We start from the raw sequence: 15,472 nt of genomic DNA, 5'->3' as shown, positions 1-15,472 counted from the left end.
GCGTCGCACCGCTCTTTAACAATTTATCAGACAATCTGTGTGGGCACTCGCAGGATTGATATCACAAGCCTACGGGCTTTAAAAAATATCAAGTCTTTGCTGAGTGAACACGTAATTCATTACGAAGTTTAATTCACAGAGCATCGCTGCACTCGTTGCAGCAAATCAAACTTTAAATTGAAGAGTTTGATCATGGCTCAGATTGAACGCTGGCGGCAGGCCTAACACATGCAAGTCGAACGGCAGCACAGAAGAGCTTGCTCTTTGGGTGGCGAGTGGCGGACGGGTGAGTAATGTCTGGGAAACTGCCCGATGGAGGGGGATAACTACTGGAAACGGTAGCTAATACCGCATAACGTCGCAAGACCAAAGTGGGGGACCTTCGGGCCTCACACCATCGGATGTGCCCAGATGGGATTAGCTAGTAGGTGGGGTAATGGCTCACCTAGGCGACGATCCCTAGCTGGTCTGAGAGGATGACCAGCCACACTGGAACTGAGACACGGTCCAGACTCCTACGGGAGGCAGCAGTGGGGAATATTGCACAATGGGCGCAAGCCTGATGCAGCCATGCCGCGTGTATGAAGAAGGCCTTCGGGTTGTAAAGTACTTTCAGCGGGGAGGAAGGCGGTGAGGTTAATAACCTCGCCGATTGACGTTACCCGCAGAAGAAGCACCGGCTAACTCCGTGCCAGCAGCCGCGGTAATACGGAGGGTGCAAGCGTTAATCGGAATTACTGGGCGTAAAGCGCACGCAGGCGGTCTGTTAAGTCAGATGTGAAATCCCCGGGCTTAACCTGGGAACTGCATTTGAAACTGGCAGGCTTGAGTCTCGTAGAGGGGGGTAGAATTCCAGGTGTAGCGGTGAAATGCGTAGAGATCTGGAGGAATACCGGTGGCGAAGGCGGCCCCCTGGACGAAGACTGACGCTCAGGTGCGAAAGCGTGGGGAGCAAACAGGATTAGATACCCTGGTAGTCCACGCCGTAAACGATGTCGACTTGGAGGTTGTGCCCTTGAGGCGTGGCTTCCGGAGCTAACGCGTTAAGTCGACCGCCTGGGGAGTACGGCCGCAAGGTTAAAACTCAAATGAATTGACGGGGGCCCGCACAAGCGGTGGAGCATGTGGTTTAATTCGATGCAACGCGAAGAACCTTACCTGGCCTTGACATCCAGAGAACTTAGCAGAGATGCTTTGGTGCCTTCGGGAACTCTGAGACAGGTGCTGCATGGCTGTCGTCAGCTCGTGTTGTGAAATGTTGGGTTAAGTCCCGCAACGAGCGCAACCCTTATCCTTTGTTGCCAGCGGCTCGGCCGGGAACTCAAAGGAGACTGCCGGTGATAAACCGGAGGAAGGTGGGGATGACGTCAAGTCATCATGGCCCTTACGGCCAGGGCTACACACGTGCTACAATGGCGCATACAAAGAGAAGCGACCTCGCGAGAGCAAGCGGACCTCATAAAGTGCGTCGTAGTCCGGATTGGAGTCTGCAACTCGACTCCATGAAGTCGGAATCGCTAGTAATCGTAGATCAGAATGCTACGGTGAATACGTTCCCGGGCCTTGTACACACCGCCCGTCACACCATGGGAGTGGGTTGCAAAAGAAGTAGGTAGCTTAACCTTCGGGAGGGCGCTTACCACTTTGTGATTCATGACTGGGGTGAAGTCGTAACAAGGTAACCGTAGGGGAACCTGCGGTTGGATCACCTCCTTACCTGAAGATACCTTCCCGCGAAGTGCTCACACAGATTGTCTGATAGAAAAGTAACGAGCAGGACGGCTGCGAAGTCGTGACACTTTGTGTCCCCTTCGTCTAGCGGTTAGGACTCCGCCCTTTCACGGCGGCAACAGGGGTTCGAATCCCCTAGGGGACGCCACTGCTTGGTGACAGGTGAAAGGTGTCTCCACAGAATATCTCAAAACTGACGGTAACGTCGTGTTTGAGATATTGCTCTTTAACAATCCGGAACAAGCTGAAAATTTGAAACGACGCGTCGCGTTCATTTCTCCGTAATAAGAAATGAATCACGATGCGTTCGGGTCTCTCAAATGCTTGCAGTCCGCAGCGTTGCAAAACGCCTGTGGGTTGTGAGGTTAAGCGACTAAGCGTACACGGTGGATGCCCTGGCAGTCAGAGGCGATGAAGGACGTGCTAATCTGCGAAAAGCGACGGTAAGGTGATATGAACCGCTACAGCCGTCGATGTCCGAATGGGGAAACCCAGTGTGTTTCGACACACTATCGTTAACTGAATACATAGGTTAACGAGGCGAACCGGGGGAACTGAAACATCTAAGTACCCCGAGGAAAAGAAATCAACCGAGATTCCCCCAGTAGCGGCGAGCGAACGGGGAGCAGCCCAGGACCTGAATCAGCTTGTGCATCAGTGGAAGCGTCTGGAAAGTCGCGCGATACCGGGTGACAGCCCCGTACACGAAGATGCATGAGCTGTGAGTCCGACGAGTAGGGCGGGACACGTGGTATCCTGTCTGAACATGGGGGGACCATCCTCCAAGGCTAAATACTCCTGACTGACCGATAGTGAACCAGTACCGTGAGGGAAAGGCGAAAAGAACCCCGGCGAGGGGAGTGAAACAGAACCTGAAACCGTGTACGTACAAGCAGTGGGAGCCTACCTGTTAGGTGACTGCGTACCTTTTGTATAATGGGTCAGCGACTTATATTCTGTAGCAAGGTTAACCGCATAGGGGAGCCGAAGGGAAACCGAGTCTTAACCGGGCGTTAAGTTGCAGGGTATAGACCCGAAACCCGGTGATCTAGCCATGGGCAGGTTGAAGGTTGGGTAACACTAACTGGAGGACCGAACCGACTAATGTTGAAAAATTAGCGGATGACTTGTGGCTGGGGGTGAAAGGCCAATCAAACCGGGAGATAGCTGGTTCTCCCCGAAAGCTATTTAGGTAGCGCCTCGTGAACTCATCTCCGGGGGTAGAGCACTGTTTCGGCTAGGGGGCCATCCCGGCTTACCAACCCGATGCAAACTGCGAATACCGGAGAATGTTATCACGGGAGACACACGGCGGGTGCTAACGTCCGTCGTGAAGAGGGAAACAACCCAGACCGCCAGCTAAGGTCCCAAAGTCATGGTTAAGTGGGAAACGATGTGGGAAGGCACAGACAGCCAGGATGTTGGCTTAGAAGCAGCCATCATTTAAAGAAAGCGTAATAGCTCACTGGTCGAGTCGGCCTGCGCGGAAGATGTAACGGGGCTAAACCATGCACCGAAGCTGCGGCAGCGACACTATGTGTTGTTGGGTAGGGGAGCGTTCTGTAAGCCGCTGAAGGTGTGCTGTGAGGCATGCTGGAGGTATCAGAAGTGCGAATGCTGACATAAGTAACGATAAAGCGGGTGAAAAGCCCGCTCGCCGGAAGACCAAGGGTTCCTGTCCAACGTTAATCGGGGCAGGGTGAGTCGACCCCTAAGGCGAGGCTGAAAAGCGTAGTCGATGGGAAACAGGTTAATATTCCTGTACTTGGTGTTACTGCGAAGGGGGGACGGAGAAGGCTAGGTTATCCGGGCGACGGTTGTCCCGGTTTAAGCGTGCAGGTGTGAAGACCAGGCAAATCCGGTCTTCTTTAACACTGAGGCGTGACGACGAGCCGCCACGGCGGTGAAGTAACTGATGCCCTGCTTCCAGGAAAAGCCTCTAAGCTCCAGGTAACACGAAATCGTACCCCAAACCGACACAGGTGGTCAGGTAGAGAATACCAAGGCGCTTGAGAGAACTCGGGTGAAGGAACTAGGCAAAATGGTGCCGTAACTTCGGGAGAAGGCACGCTGGCGCGTAGGTGAAGGGACTTGCTCCCGGAGCCGAGGCCAGTCGAAGATACCAGCTGGCTGCAACTGTTTATTAAAAACACAGCACTGTGCAAACACGAAAGTGGACGTATACGGTGTGACGCCTGCCCGGTGCCGGAAGGTTAATTGATGGGGTTATCCGCAAGGAGAAGCTCTTGATCGAAGCCCCGGTAAACGGCGGCCGTAACTATAACGGTCCTAAGGTAGCGAAATTCCTTGTCGGGTAAGTTCCGACCTGCACGAATGGCGTAATGATGGCCAGGCTGTCTCCACCCGAGACTCAGTGAAATTGAAATCGCTGTGAAGATGCAGTGTACCCGCGGCAAGACGGAAAGACCCCGTGAACCTTTACTATAGCTTGACACTGAACATTGAGCCTTGATGTGTAGGATAGGTGGGAGGCTTTGAAGCGTGGACGCCAGTCTGCGTGGAGCCAACCTTGAAATACCACCCTTTAATGTTTGATGTTCTAACGTAGGCCCGTAATCCGGGCTGCGGACAGTGTCTGGTGGGTAGTTTGACTGGGGCGGTCTCCTCCCAAAGCGTAACGGAGGAGCACGAAGGTTGGCTAATCCTGGTCGGACATCAGGAGGTTAGTGCAATGGCATAAGCCAGCTTGACTGCGAGAGTGACGGCTCGAGCAGGTGCGAAAGCAGGTCATAGTGATCCGGTGGTTCTGAATGGAAGGGCCATCGCTCAACGGATAAAAGGTACTCCGGGGATAACAGGCTGATACCGCCCAAGAGTTCATATCGACGGCGGTGTTTGGCACCTCGATGTCGGCTCATCACATCCTGGGGCTGAAGTAGGTCCCAAGGGTACGGCTGTTCGCCGTTTAAAGTGGTACGCGAGCTGGGTTTAGAACGTCGTGAGACAGTTCGGTCCCTATCTGCCGTGGGCGCTGGAGAATTGAGGGGGGTTGCTCCTAGTACGAGAGGACCGGAGTGAACGCACCGCTGGTGTTCGGGTTGTCATGCCAATGGCACTGCCCGGTAGCTAAGTGCGGAAGAGATAAGTGCTGAAAGCATCTAAGCACGAAACTTGCCCCGAGATGAGTTCTCCCTGACCCCTTGAGGGTCCTGAAGGGACGTTGAAGACGACGACGTTGATAGGCCGGGTGTGTAAGCGCAGCGATGCGTTGAGCTAACCGGTACTAATGACCCGTGAGGCTTAACCTTACAACGCCAGAGGCGTTTTGGTCTGAGAGACCGAAAGAATTTTCAGCTTTGTTCACCGGATTACGTCCAGTGGATTTTGTGCTGTGACAAGGCGGCACGCGAGACGACGTGAAGGAGCATACACGAGTATGTGACTGAGCGGCGCGAGCGGGGCAACGCAGTCAGAGCGCGGAAGACGCGGACGAAAACAGAATTTGCCTGGCGGCAACAGCGCGGTGGTCCCACCTGACCCCATGCCGAACTCAGAAGTGAAACGCCGTAGCGCCGATGGTAGTGTGGGGCCTCCCCATGCGAGAGTAGGGAACTGCCAGGCATCAAACCAGTGAAGAAGCCCCGGACGAGAGTCCGGGGCTTTTTTGCGCCCGTACTCCGGCAAATTTCCCGCCAAAAACCGTGTGATTAGCGGTTTTTTAGCCATTGAACAATATACTCTGCAACCTGATCAGGCTGATTAATATCCAGCACCGGTACCTGAAGCGCTAACGCTTCATCCGTCGCTACGGCAATCACCCAGTCGTCCAGCAATTCATCAATTTCCCCCTTAACGCCGCGCCGCCACAACACCATCCTGGGTACAGGTTCCTGTTTAAACCCTTCGACCAGCACCAGGTCCAGCGATGTAGCGTCCATACGGCCTGCCAGCTGCGCTAAACTAAGCGGCTGCTGCGGCGTTTCGCACATTAACGCCCAGCGTTGTTCGCTGGCGACGATCACCTGATCGGCTCCCGCTTTGCGCAGCAGATAACTGTCTTTTCCCGGCGTATCGATGTCCATCTGATGATGGGTATGCTTGATCAGCCCGGGGCGAATGCCCTGCGCTCTCAGTAGCGGAATCACCTGTTGTAACAGGGTGGTTTTGCCGGTGCCACTCCAGCCCACCACCGCCAGTAACGGCACACTCATCACGCACTTTCCTCATTAACCAAATCGTCAGGCGTATTGATATTGCGGAAGGCGGCTTCATCATCATCAAACAGTACGCCGTGTCCGCCATGTTCTCGCATGAACTGCATCAGACGACGTTCTCCGCGCAGCAGCCACGCTTCCAGATCATCGGCCAGCGCACGATGCACCAGGGCCAGCGCCGGATGATCACGCTGACCCGATGTCACCCACACGGCGGCGGCTGCACCACGCTGCTGCCACAGCCGTGCAACAAAATCCTGCGGTAGCCACGGCGTATCGCAGGCGCAAAACGCCACCCATTCGGTCTGGCTGTGCCGCAGGCCGCTGAGCATGCCTGCCAGCGGACCGGGATAATCAGGCAGCGAATCACGAATCACCTGACAGCCACTTGCCTGATAACGATCAATGTTACGGTTGGCGCTAATCAACACAATATTGACCTGCGGCTGTAAACGCTGCAGAACGTGCTGATAAAGCGGTTTGCCCTGTAATGGCAGCAAGCCCTTATCCTGACCTCCCATACGGCTGCCTTGCCCGCCTGCGAGGATCACACCGGTAAATGCGGTCATCTTCGTCTCCCTGTTTATTCTGGACGATACTTAACTCGCGGTAGCGAACCACCTGCGCAAAGGAATCAATGATGAAATATCACCGACTCAATGAACTGCTCGAACTGCTGCAGCCTGCCTGGCAGCAAGAACCCGATCTCAACCTGCTGGCATTTTTACAAAAACTGGCGCAGGAATCAGGTTTCAGTGGCCCATTAAGTGAATTAAGCGATGACGTATTGATTTACCATCTCAAAATGCGTGATGCCGGTAGTCAGGCTGTGATTCCGGGTCTGAAGAAAGATTATGAAGTGGACTTCAAAAGCGCGCTATTACGTGCGCGCGGTGTGATCAAGGATGATGAGTAGTGTTATCCTTGCGCGTTCAACGCACAGGTAACACACAGGCACAATGATGAGCGAAGCCGCTTTTAATTTTCAGACGCTGAATCCCGACGTCATCCTCGATGCGCTCTGGGATGCCGGTCTGCGGGTCGAGTCCGGCTTAACCGCCCTGAACAGCTACGAAAACCGCGTCTATCAGTTCAGCGATGAGGATAAGCGACGCTATGTCGCTAAGTTCTATCGTCCGCAACGCTGGAGCGCCGCGCAGATCGCTGAAGAGCATCGCTTTGCTCAGGATCTGCTGGACGATGAAGTGCCGGTTGCCGCGCCGCTGGCGCTGCAGGGCAATACGCTCAATCAGCACGCTGGCTTTATGTTCGCGGTGTTTCCCAGCCTCGGTGGCCGGCAGTATGAAACTGACAATGAAGAGCAGATGGAATGGGTGGGACGTTTCCTTGGCCGTATCCATCAAACCGGACGCCACAGCCCGTTCCGCCAGCGGCCCACTCTGGGCCTGCAGGAGTATGTGGTTGAGCCACGTCTGCAGCTGGAACAGAGCGCGCTGGTGCCCGCCTCGCTGAAGGATGCGCTACTGAATGCGTTAGATAAACTCAGCGCCACGCTGCAGCAGAGCTGGCACAGCCAGTGGCAACCGCTCCGGCTGCACGGTGACTGCCATCCCGGCAATATTCTGTGGTGCGATGGGCCGATGTTTGTCGATCTCGATGACGCGCGCACCGGTCCGGCTGTGCAGGATTTGTGGATGCTGGTGAACGGCAGCCGTCAGGAGCAATTGATCCAGTGGGATATTTTGCTGGAAGCGTATAACGAATTTGGTGATTTCGATTTACACGAATTGACACTGATTGAGTCTTTACGCGCCATGCGCATGGTTTATTATCTGGCCTGGGTGGTACGCCGCTGGCAGGATCCCGCTTTTCCGCGCGCCTTCCCCTGGATGACCGATGAGGACTTCTGGCGCCGGCAGATTGCACTATTTATCGAGCAGGAAAGGCTGTTACACGAACCGCCGTTACAGCTTAGCCCGCAATTTTAATGAAGTACTCAGGAGATGTTCTCACGATGAAAAAGATTTGGTTTGCGCTGGTAGGTTTGATGCTGGCATTTAGCGCCTCAGCGGCACAGTTCAACGACGGCAAACAGTACGTTACGCTGCCAAAACCGGTCGCCGGTGAGCCGCAGGTTATGGAATTCTTCTCCTTCTTCTGCCCGCACTGCTACCAGTTTGAACGCATTTACCACGTCAGCGATGCGGTGAGAAAGAATCTGCCAGCGGACACCAAAGTGACCAAATATCACGTTGATTTCCTCGGCGGCGACTTCGGTCCGGTGGTCACGCATGCGTGGGCAGTGGCAATGGCGCTGGGTGTGGAAGATAAAGTGACCGCACCGATTTTCGACGGCATCCAGAAGACCCAGACCATTACCGACGCAGCCAGCCTGAAAGAAACCTTTATTAAAGCAGCGGGTATCACCTCTGAAGATTACGATGCAGCGTGGAACAGCTTCGCCGTGAAGGCGCTGGTTGCACAGCAGCAGAAAGCGGCTTCGGATGTTAATCTGCAGGGCGTACCGGCGATTTTCGTTAACGGCAAATACATGGTTAACAACGGCGGCCTGGACACCAGCTCAATGGATAACTTCGTGGCGGATTATGCCAACGTCGTGAAATTCCTGGTTGAGAAAAAGTAATTAAGCGCTGAAAACGCGATGGCTTATGCTGTAGCGGCGCGGTTATCACCCGCCGCTACAGTGAAACCAACCCACACCACATCCTTAATTCACGAAGCCATACATCCCTTACCGCCAGCGTTTTTTGATTACCCTTTCGCTTAATATCCACATAGACGATCGCCTTTTTAAAAAGGTGTTTCGTATCACGGCAAGATTATAACTGACTGATTGTAAAAACATTTTAATCGTAAAATGATTGCAATTAACGTAAATAACAATACGTTATGAATTTTACGCACAAAGTTATCCACAAGATGATCCTTGCGATCCGCGCCGCGTAACCGCGAAAAAGATCCTCACTTTCTGCTGTTACTTCAACATTGTTCGCTGGTTGTGGCATCCTTATAACCCTGATTATCGCAACGAAGAAAATACAAACCTATGGCGCAAATTGCAGAAAATCCCCTGATTCTGGTAGATGGCTCTTCCTACCTCTACCGTGCATATCATGCCTTTCCGCCGCTGACCAACAGTGCGGGTGAGCCAACCGGCGCCATGTATGGTGTGCTCAACATGCTGAAAAGCCTGCTGATGCAGTATCAACCCAGCCATGTGGCTGTGGTCTTCGATGCCAAAGGCAAAACGTTCCGCGATGAGCTGTTTGAAAATTACAAATCGCATCGTCCACCGATGCCGGACGATTTACGCGCGCAAATCGCGCCGCTGCACGAGATGGTAAAAGCCATGGGGCTGCCGCTGCTGGCGGTGTCCGGCGTGGAAGCCGATGACGTGATCGGCACGCTGGCGCTGGAAGCGGAAAAGCAGGGGCGTGCGGTGCTGATCAGCACCGGCGATAAAGATATGGCGCAGCTGGTGACGCCGGGCATTACCCTGATTAACACCATGACCAACACCGTGCTCGGTCCGGAAGAAGTCGAGCAGAAATACGGAGTACCGCCTTCGCTGATTATCGATTTCCTCGCCATGATGGGCGACAGCTCGGACAACATCCCGGGCGTTCCGGGCGTGGGCGAGAAAACCGCACAGGCGCTGCTGCAGGGGCTGGGCGGCATGCAATCCATCTACGACAACCTTGATAAAGTGGCCGGGCTCTCCTTCCGTGGAGCAAAAACCATGGCGGCGAAGCTGGAGCAGAATCGCGACGTGGCGTTTCTCTCCTACCAGCTGGCGACCATCAAAACCGATGTGGAACTGGAGCTGGCCTGCGAGCAGCTGACGGTTAACGAGCCTGACGTCGAAGCATTGCAGACGCTGTTCAGCCGCTATGAATTCAAACGCTGGCTAGCCGATCTGCAGGAAGGAAAATGGCTGCAGGGTAAAAAGAGCAATAGTCAGGCGCAGAAATCGCTGCCGGATGAACCCGCCGTGGCCGCAGCGGAAACGGTCAGCGTGCTGTCCTCCGACGGCTATGTCACCATCCTCGACGAGGCGACCTTTGTCAACTGGCTGAAAAAACTGCAAAGCGCCGACGTGTTTGCTTTTGACCTGGAAACCGATTCGCTGGATACCCTGAGCGCCAATATTGTCGGCATTGCCTTCGCCGTAGCACCGGGCGAGGCCGCTTACCTGCCGGTGGCGCATGACTATCTTGACGCACCACCGCAGCTGGACCGCGCCGCGGTGCTGAAGCAGCTGAAACCGCTACTGGAGGACAGTAAAGCAGCGAAGGTCGGGCAGAATCTGAAGTACGATCGTGGCGTACTGAAAAATTACGATATTGAGCTGAACGGCATCAAATTCGACACCATGCTGGAGTCTTACTGCCTGAACAGCGTCGGCGGCAAGCATGATATGGACAGCCTGGCGGCCCGCTGGCTTAACCACAAAACCGTCACTTTCGAAGAAATCGCCGGTAAAGGTAAAAATCAGCTCACCTTCAATCAGATCGCGCTTGAGCAGGCGGCGCACTATGCGGCAGAAGACGCTGACGTCACGCTGCAGCTGCACTTGCAGATGTGGCCGAAGCTGGAGCAGGAAGCTGGTCCGAAACAGGTATTCGAGGCGATTGAAATGCCGCTGGTGACGGTCATTTCCCGCGTAGAGCGCAACGGTGTGCTGATCGATCAGAACATCCTCGCGAAACATTCGCAGGAGCTGACCACGCGTCTGGCCGAGCTGGAGCAGAAGGCGCATGAGCTGGCCGGCGAGCCTTTCAACCTCTCCTCCACCAAACAGCTGCAAACCATTCTGTTTGAGAAGCAGGGGATTAAGCCGACGAAGAAAACGCCGGGCGGCGCGCCGTCGACCAGTGAAGAAGTGCTGGCTGAGCTGGCGCTCGACTATCCGCTGCCGAAAGTGATTCTTGAGCATCGCGGCCTGTCGAAGCTGAAATCCACTTACACCGATAAGCTGCCGCAGATGATCAATCCGATCACCGGCCGGGTACACACCTCTTATCACCAGGCGGTGACGGCCACCGGACGACTCTCCTCGACCGACCCGAACCTGCAAAACATTCCGGTGCGCAACGAAGAAGGACGGCGCATCCGTCAGGCGTTTATTGCGGGCGCGGATAAGCGCATCGTGGCTGCCGACTATTCGCAGATTGAGCTGCGAATTATGGCGCACCTGTCGCAGGACAAAGGCCTGCTGGATGCGTTTGCGCAGGGTGAGGATATCCACCGCGCCACGGCGTCTGAAGTGTTTGGTGTGGCGCTGAGCAAGGTTTCCGGTGAGCAGCGCCGCAGTGCGAAAGCAATCAACTTCGGACTGATTTATGGCATGAGCGCATTTGGTTTGTCGCGTCAGCTGAACATTGGTGCCGGCGAAGCGAAGAAGTACATGGATCTCTACTTTGAGCGCTATCCGGGCGTGCTGCGTTATATGGAAGCGACGCGCGCGCAAGCCGCGGATAAGGGATACGTCGAGACGCTGGATGGTCGTCGTCTGTGGCTGCCGGACATCAACTCCAGCAATGCCATTCGCCGTAAAGCTGCCGAACGTGCGGCGATCAACGCACCGATGCAGGGCACCGCGGCGGACATCATCAAACGTGCCATGATCGCCGTTGACGGCTGGCTGCTGCAGCAGAACAGTGATGAGGTGAAAATGATCATGCAGGTACACGATGAACTGGTATTTGAGATCCACAAAGACGCCGTCGCAGGTGCCAGCCAGACGATCCGCGAACTGATGGAGAACAGCATGAAGCTGGATGTACCGCTGCAGGTTGAAGTGGGAACCGGCGATAACTGGGATCAGGCGCACTAAGGGCCTGCTGCCCGCCACAGATGCTGGTGGCGGGCAGCGTCATAAGAAAAAAGTTTACTTAATCGGTTCAGCCGGTCATCAAAACTGCCGGTAAAATACAGGTTAAGTAACTGCTTATCGGCTAAGCATTTTTTTGGTAATTAAACTACATGCCCTGCACGAAAATGTGACGAAGCTGGTAAAAAAGATGTCGAATTCTGAAACTTAACAACAAAAAACCCTTTGTTGGTCAGAAAAAATCGGGTAAAGTTCATCGCGTAGGGTACAGAGGTAAGATGTTCTATCTTTCAGACCTTTTACTTCACGTAATCGGATTTGGCTGAATATTAGCCGCCCCAGTCATTTATGACTGGGGCGTTTTTTATTGGGCTTTTTCTGAAAAAAAGCGGACGCAAAGGTCCGCTCAGGCGCTACTCTGACAGCGCTTCACCGTCGCCTTCCTGCGCCGGAGTCAGCTCGCTAAACCAGGTATCAAGTTTCTGACGCAGCTTATCGACGCCCAGTTTTTTCAGCGATGAGAACATCTCGACCTGGACATCGCCCATAAATGCCAGCGATGCCTCACGCACCATGTTCAGCTGCGCTTTACGGGCACCGGAAGCCAGCTTGTCGGCTTTAGTCAGCAGAATCATAACCGGAATACCGCTCTGCACCGCCCATTCAACCATTTGCTGATCGAGATCTTTAAGCGGATGGCGGATATCCATCAGTACCACCAGTCCTTTCAGGGCCTGACGTTTCTGCAAATATTCACCCAACGCGCGCTGCCATTTACGCTTCATCTCTTCCGGGACTTCCGCATAACCGTAACCTGGTAAATCCACCAGGCGTTTGCCTTCCACCACTTCAAACAGGTTAATCAGCTGCGTGCGGCCTGGTGTTTTACTGGTACGCGCCAGGCTTTTCTGGTTGGTCAGGGTATTCAGCGCGCTGGATTTGCCTGCATTTGAGCGCCCGGCAAAGGCAACTTCAATGCCCGTATCCGCCGGTAGATGACGAATATCCGGCGCGCTGAGCATGAAATGGGTGACGTGATAGTTCAAAGCAGACAATGTAAAACTCCAGCAGAATGATCGGGCAATGGCGCTGATTATACCTGTTATGGCGCAAAAGTGCCCGACAGGCGTCTTAACGCGCCATTTTGTAAGAGATCGCCGCTAACTGCTACCAGTGATGACGGATTCATGCAACATTCATTCATTATATTACTGTTTATTTTCATGGTCTTACGCTAAATATGAAAAAGACCGCTCTAAATTAGAGACAAGTCTCACTTGTTCAATTTACTGTTTGGTCTACATTTGTTGTCAGTGCACGGCAGCACCCATCAGGATGATGAGCTCAGGAGCGTCGGGGATGACCGCGAGCATGGCAGGAGAGCGATTCAGGCAGGAATCGGACAGGGACAGGGATTACTCGCAGGAGCGATGTGGCGATGGAGCAACCGGGACGTTGTGAGCCGTAAAGGATTTGACGCGTGTTTCCTTCATATGAAGGTGCGAAATAAGGCGATAGCACAGGCTATCGCCTTTTTTCTTTGTCATCTTTCTGCTAGATTTCGCCGCAATTCTATACTGAACTCACCAGGCATCGCCGAGACCGAACACATGAAGCAACCTGCACCAGCCCAGCGTGGCAAACCTGCTGCTAAAGCGAAACGCAAATCGCGTGAAGAACTGAACCAGGAAGCCCGCGATCGCAAGCGCGATAAAAAGCACAGCGGCCACAAATCCGGCAGCCGCGCCAACCCGGAAACGCAAAGCGCCGGTAAAGGGCACAGCAAAAAGAGCGCCGATCCGCGCGTGGGCAGCAAAAAGCCGGTCGCGCTGGTGGCGGACGGCAAAACCCTGCCCGAGAAGAAAGTGGCGAAGCCAAAGCCCAAAGCCGAAAAAGTGCGTCTGACGCCGCAGGAAGAGCTGGCGAAGCTGGAGAACGATGAGCGTCTCGACACGCTGCTCGATCGCCTTGAGAGCGGCGAAACCCTGAGCGCAGAAGATCAGGCGTGGCTGGATGAGACGCTGGATCGCATCGACGAGCTGATGGAAACGCTGGGCATTGCGCTGGACGACGACGCCGAAGATGAGCAGGCAGAAGAGGATATGATGCGCCTGCTTAAGGGCCACTAACCGCCATTTTTGATCGGCATGCGGCTTTGCGCATGCCGCGCTAAACAGGTATTCACCTATGTTTTGGCCTGGATCAATTTTAGCGCTGCTGCTGACATGTTATCTGCTGTGGTTATTGTTTAAACTACGCCGCCTGTCGCGGCTGAAATCGCGCTTACGGCGGCGTTCCGCCCAGCGCTTCGTCTCCTCTTCTGCCACGCGACCCGCCCTCAGACGACGTCACCGTAAGGAGTGAGCATGTCATCGCAGCAGATTGAGTGGGATCAGCGGCTCATCGAAAAATACAATTACGCCGGTCCGCGTTATACCTCCTATCCCACCGCGCTGGAATTCAGTGAAAGCTTTGGCGCGAGCGATTTTCAGCGCGCGGTTGAGCGCTATCCCGAGCGCGCGCTGTCGCTGTACGTGCACATCCCGTTCTGCCATCGTCTGTGCTACTTCTGCGGCTGCAATAAAATCGTGACGCGCCAGCTGCACAAGGCCGATCGCTATCTTGACGTGCTGGCGCAGGAGATTCGTCAGCGCGCGCCGCTGTTTGCTGGCCGTCGCGTTACGCAGCTGCACTGGGGCGGCGGCACGCCAACCTTCCTCAATCAACAGCAGGTCAGCCGGCTGGTGGCGCTGCTGCGCAGCCATTTTGATATTACCGACGATGTGGAGATGTCGATCGAGGTCGATCCGCGTGAAATTGAGCTGGAGATGATCGATCACCTGCGTGCGGAGGGCTTTAATCGCCTGAGCATGGGCGTGCAGGATTTCAACAAGGCGGTGCAGGAGCGGGTCAACCGCGTTCAGGATGAAGAGACCATTTTCGCCCTGGTGCAGCGTGCCCGCGCGCAGGGATTCCGCTCAGTCAGTCTGGATTTAATCTACGGCCTGCCGCTGCAGACGCCAGAGAGCTTTGCCTTTACGCTGCAGCGGGTGATTGCGCTCAATCCGGATCGCCTCAGCGTCTTCAACTATGCGCACATGCCTGCGCTGTTTGCCGCTCAGCGCAAAATCAAAGATGAGGAGCTGCCGACGGCGGCGCAGAAGCTGCAAATCCTGCAGCAAACCATTGCGACGCTGACCGGTGCGGGTTACCAGTTTATTGGCATGGACCACTTTGCCAAACCGGATGATGAACTGGCGGTGGCACAGCGCGCCGGCGTACTGCATCGCAATTTCCAGGGTTACACCACGCAGGGCGAAACCGAACTGCTCGGACTGGGCGTTTCGGCCATCAGCATGCTGGGCGACAGCTATGCGCAGAATCAGAAAGAGTTAAAAGCCTGGTATGCCAGCGTTGAGCAGCAGGGCCATGCGCTGTGGCGCGGTTTAACCCTGAGCGAGGATGATTGTCTGCGGCGGGATGTGATTAAAGCGCTGATCTGTAACTTTGCGCTGGATTTTGCCGACATCGAAGCCCGGTGGCCAGTGGTGTTTGAACGCTATTTTGCTGAGGATTTAGCGCTGCTGGCGCCGCTGGTGGCGGACGGCTTGCTTGAGATCGGTGAGCGCCGGCTGCAGGTCACCGGCATTGGCCGTCTGCTGATTCGCAACATCTGCATGTGCTTTGACCGCTATCTGCGGCAGAAAGCACGGATGCAGCAATTTTCGCGGGTAATTTAAGCATAAAGGGA

At 54.7% G+C, this 15,472-nt stretch carries 10 protein-coding genes, 1 tRNA gene and 3 rRNA genes; 11 read left to right on the top strand and 3 right to left on the bottom strand.

Annotation, left to right across the window (positions count from 1 at the left end; all coding sequences use genetic code 11):
* The first annotated feature begins 174 nt into the window (after positions 1–174).
* The 4 genes from AC6I8P_RS19405 to rrf all read left to right on the top strand — a co-directional run bounded on the left by AC6I8P_RS19405 (position 175) and on the right by rrf (position 5,313).
* Positions 175–1,716: ribosomal RNA gene (locus tag AC6I8P_RS19405) — 16S ribosomal RNA — on the top strand.
* An 88-nt stretch (positions 1,717–1,804) separates the two neighbouring features.
* Positions 1,805–1,879: transfer RNA gene (locus tag AC6I8P_RS19400), tRNA-Glu, on the top strand.
* 215 nt (positions 1,880–2,094) lie between these two features.
* Positions 2,095–5,000, top strand: a 23S ribosomal RNA gene (locus AC6I8P_RS19395).
* Positions 5,001–5,197: 197 nt separating this feature from the next.
* Positions 5,198–5,313 (top strand): 5S ribosomal RNA (gene rrf / locus AC6I8P_RS19390).
* The 16S, 23S and 5S rRNA genes sit together here with 1 tRNA gene alongside, the layout of an rRNA operon.
* Positions 5,314–5,399: 86 nt before the next feature.
* On the opposite strand, the gene mobB is transcribed toward rrf, so the two are convergent.
* Both mobB and mobA read right to left on the bottom strand, forming a co-directional pair.
* Positions 5,400–5,903, bottom strand: coding sequence for a molybdopterin-guanine dinucleotide biosynthesis protein MobB (gene mobB / locus AC6I8P_RS19385; RefSeq protein ID WP_104094273.1), 504 nt, complete (start codon positions 5,901–5,903; stop codon positions 5,400–5,402).
* Positions 5,903–6,475 (bottom strand): molybdenum cofactor guanylyltransferase MobA, encoded by a 573-nt coding sequence (gene mobA / locus AC6I8P_RS19380; RefSeq protein ID WP_021507127.1) that lies wholly within the window; start codon positions 6,473–6,475, stop codon positions 5,903–5,905. Before mobA ends, mobB begins: the two co-directional genes overlap by 1 nt.
* Before the next feature lie 71 nt (positions 6,476–6,546).
* On the opposite strand from mobA, the gene AC6I8P_RS19375 reads away from it, so the two are divergent.
* The 5 genes from AC6I8P_RS19375 to spfP all read left to right on the top strand — a co-directional run bounded on the left by AC6I8P_RS19375 (position 6,547) and on the right by spfP (position 12,047).
* Positions 6,547–6,822, top strand: coding sequence for a YihD family protein (locus AC6I8P_RS19375; RefSeq protein WP_021313943.1), 276 nt, complete (start codon positions 6,547–6,549; stop codon positions 6,820–6,822).
* A 46-nt stretch (positions 6,823–6,868) separates the two neighbouring features.
* Positions 6,869–7,855, top strand: a complete 987-nt coding sequence (locus AC6I8P_RS19370; protein WP_241798956.1) for a serine/threonine protein kinase — start codon at positions 6,869–6,871, stop codon at positions 7,853–7,855.
* Positions 7,856–7,881: 26 nt separating this feature from the next.
* Positions 7,882–8,511 carry a thiol:disulfide interchange protein DsbA gene (gene dsbA, locus AC6I8P_RS19365; RefSeq protein WP_021507125.1) on the top strand — a complete coding sequence of 210 codons (630 nt, stop codon included), beginning with the start codon at positions 7,882–7,884 and terminating at the stop codon, positions 8,509–8,511.
* Positions 8,512–8,934: 423 nt separating this feature from the next.
* Entirely contained in the window at positions 8,935–11,724 is a 2,790-nt protein-coding gene (gene polA / locus AC6I8P_RS19360) for a DNA polymerase I (protein ID WP_159377815.1), read from the top strand.
* A gap of 275 nt (positions 11,725–11,999) precedes the next feature.
* Complete coding sequence (gene spfP, locus AC6I8P_RS19355) at positions 12,000–12,047, top strand: small protein SpfP (RefSeq protein WP_071892919.1); 48 nt, start codon at positions 12,000–12,002, stop codon at positions 12,045–12,047.
* A gap of 87 nt (positions 12,048–12,134) precedes the next feature.
* On the opposite strand, the gene yihA is transcribed toward spfP, so the two are convergent.
* A complete protein-coding gene (yihA, locus tag AC6I8P_RS19350) occupies positions 12,135–12,776 on the bottom strand; it encodes a ribosome biogenesis GTP-binding protein YihA/YsxC (RefSeq protein WP_031279643.1) in 642 nt (213 codons plus the stop codon).
* A gap of 555 nt (positions 12,777–13,331) precedes the next feature.
* Between yihA and yihI the strand changes: the two genes are divergently transcribed.
* On the top strand, positions 13,332–13,850 hold the full coding sequence (yihI, locus tag AC6I8P_RS19345) for a Der GTPase-activating protein YihI (protein ID WP_058770999.1): 519 nt from the start codon (positions 13,332–13,334) through the stop codon (positions 13,848–13,850).
* A gap of 237 nt (positions 13,851–14,087) precedes the next feature.
* Positions 14,088–15,461: an oxygen-independent coproporphyrinogen III oxidase gene (gene hemN, locus AC6I8P_RS19340; RefSeq protein WP_159377814.1), complete on the top strand. Its 1,374-nt coding sequence runs from the start codon at positions 14,088–14,090 to the stop codon at positions 15,459–15,461.
* Positions 15,462–15,472 lie beyond the last annotated feature (11 nt).

It is taken from the genome of gamma proteobacterium symbiont of Lampromicra miyakona (assembly GCF_059730895.1).
This window is presented reverse-complemented; position numbering and strand designations above follow the sequence as displayed.

Coding starts and splice junctions, on each gene's coding strand:
- AC6I8P_RS19375 (WP_021313943.1), top strand. CDS start 6,547: ATGAAATATCACCGACTCAATGAACTGCTCGAACTGCTGCAGCCTGCC.
- polA (WP_159377815.1), top strand. CDS start 8,935: ATGGCGCAAATTGCAGAAAATCCCCTGATTCTGGTAGATGGCTCTTCC.
- mobB (WP_104094273.1), bottom strand. CDS start 5,903: ATGAGTGTGCCGTTACTGGCGGTGGTGGGCTGGAGTGGCACCGGCAAA.
- mobA (WP_021507127.1), bottom strand. CDS start 6,475: ATGACCGCATTTACCGGTGTGATCCTCGCAGGCGGGCAAGGCAGCCGT.
- AC6I8P_RS19370 (WP_241798956.1), top strand. CDS start 6,869: ATGAGCGAAGCCGCTTTTAATTTTCAGACGCTGAATCCCGACGTCATC.
- yihI (WP_058770999.1), top strand. CDS start 13,332: ATGAAGCAACCTGCACCAGCCCAGCGTGGCAAACCTGCTGCTAAAGCG.
- dsbA (WP_021507125.1), top strand. CDS start 7,882: ATGAAAAAGATTTGGTTTGCGCTGGTAGGTTTGATGCTGGCATTTAGC.
- hemN (WP_159377814.1), top strand. CDS start 14,088: ATGTCATCGCAGCAGATTGAGTGGGATCAGCGGCTCATCGAAAAATAC.